This window comes from Kitasatospora putterlickiae (genome assembly GCF_039527695.1).
In the GTDB taxonomy this organism is placed as follows: domain Bacteria; phylum Actinomycetota; class Actinomycetes; order Streptomycetales; family Streptomycetaceae; genus Kitasatospora; species Kitasatospora putterlickiae.
Genome location: NZ_BAAAKJ010000221.1, coordinates 1 through 1,753, shown reverse-complemented (window position 1 = coordinate 1,753; position 1,753 = coordinate 1). Strand labels below are relative to the sequence as shown.

Below are 1,753 nucleotides of genomic sequence, written 5' to 3'. Positions count from 1 at the left end.
CGGCCCCACCCGCCCGGCCAGCACCGCGCCGTCCGCCAGGCCGTCGACCGCCCGGTAGACGGCGGGGGCGCCGCCGGTCAGCCCGAAGACCTCGACGTGGTCGGTGACCGGGTGGTCCGCCAGCAGCTCCACGCCGTGCCCGCGCAGCAGTTCGTGCGCCCGGACCCGGGCGTCGGCGAGCAGGGCACGGCGGCGCTCCGCGTCACCGTGCTCCCACCAGTGGTCCACCTTCACCCGGCTCTTGAACCGCTCCCGGGCCAACCCGGAGGCGGCGACCGTCAGTTCGGCCCGGCGGACGGAGGGCAGCGACCCCCGGGCGGCGAACGTCCAGGCGAGCGCGCCCTGTTCGAGGAGCCGGCTGGTGCCGCGCTGCTCGGCGGTCAGCCCGACCTTGAGCAGCCCCTCGCCGAACCAGGCGAGGTAGAGCCGGTAGGTGCGGCCGTCGTCGAGGATCTGGTCCCGGGCCAGGGCCAGCCCGCGGTCCACGCTCTGGCAGGACGCGCACTGCACGGCGGCGCCGTCCGGCGCGATCACGGCGTGGTGCGGGCACGCCGTGCGCTCGTCCCGCCCTTCCAGCCACGCCCCGACGCACCGGCGCGGCCCCCCGAGCAGCCAGCCGACCTCCACCCCCGGCACCACCTCGCGCTCGTGCATCCGCCGCCCGTGCACCGCGCTCAGCACCGCCCGGCCGTCCCGCCAGCCCAACCCGGTGGACACCCACCCGCCCACGACGCTCACCCGCACCTCACCCCGCCACACACCCGTCCGAGCCCCCGAGGCTACCGGCGGCCACCGACATTCGATGAAGCGCGGGCAGGCCGGCGCCCGGCCCGATGACCCGTCCGGGTCCTTCGGCCCGGGATCCGCATGGCCGCCGCGGCGTTGTCGCCCATGGCGACGACTGTGAGTCGAAGCTGAGAGGAGAGCCCGACCGGGGCCCGCGTCCGACGCCGGGCTGATCGGCGACGGACGCGGGGCGCTGGTGGTTCGGCGTCGGGGGTCAGTTCGCCTCGGCGAGGGCGGCGAGGGTGGCCTCCAGGTCCGCGCTCCGGCCCGGGCGGGGACGGTTGTGCGGGAGGCGGGCGAGCATGGAGCCCATCGCGCAGGTGTTGGTCACCGCCGAGAAGACCAGGCCCGCGCCGACCGCCGCCGAGAGCCAGCGGGTGCCGGGCCGGGCGCGGTCGATGAGCAGACCCGCCACGACCAGGCCGCCCGCCGCGAAGCGGACCTGGCGGTCCATCGCCCACGGCGCCCGCGCCGGGGCGCCCTCGGGCCGCTCGACCTCGTGACCGGCGGCCGCCCAGGCGCTGGTGCCGCCGACCAGGGTGGCGGCCGGGATGCCGGCCGCGGCCAGCGACTCGCAGGCCCGGCCCGAGCGGTTGCCGGAGGCGCAGACGATGAGCAGCTCGCCGCGCGCGGCGACGGTGCGCAGCGTCGGGAGCGCCCGGTCGAGCTGGTCGAGCGGGATGTTCAGGGCGCCGGGGACGTGTCCGGCGGCGTACTCGCCCGGGGTGCGGACGTCGACGACGGTGAGGGCGTCGAGGCGGGGGTGCGCCTGGTCCGGGGTGATTTCGGTGAGCGTGGCCATGGAGGCTCCTAACAAGAGGGGGAACGGGAAGGAAGGTCTTCGGGGTCAGAGCAGGGCGTCGACGCCCATCACGGCGGCGACCCCGAGCAGCAGGGCGGCGAAGATCCGCTGGAGGACGGCCCCGGAGAGGCGGGCGGCGAGCCGCTTGCCGTCCCAGGCGCCGAG

At 77.1% G+C, this 1,753-nt stretch carries 2 protein-coding genes and 1 pseudogene; all 3 read right to left on the bottom strand.

Going from position 1 to position 1,753, the window contains the following annotated elements; all coding sequences use genetic code 11:
- Window positions 1-738 (bottom strand): DUF2797 domain-containing protein (locus tag ABD308_RS22085; protein ID WP_344337853.1); only part of this gene is annotated, 738 nt, incomplete at its 3' end.
- A 262-nt stretch (window positions 739-1,000) separates the two neighbouring features.
- Entirely contained in the window at window positions 1,001-1,588 is a 588-nt protein-coding gene (locus ABD308_RS22080) for a rhodanese-like domain-containing protein (RefSeq protein WP_344337851.1), read from the bottom strand.
- A 45-nt stretch (window positions 1,589-1,633) separates the two neighbouring features.
- A pseudogene (locus ABD308_RS22075) lies at window positions 1,634-1,753 on the bottom strand (sulfite exporter TauE/SafE family protein); the annotation flags it as partial.

Excerpts from the sequence above, each read along its gene's own strand:
- ABD308_RS22080 (WP_344337851.1), bottom strand. The coding sequence starts at position 1,588 with ATGGCCACGCTCACCGAAATCACCCCGGACCAGGCGCACCCCCGCCTC.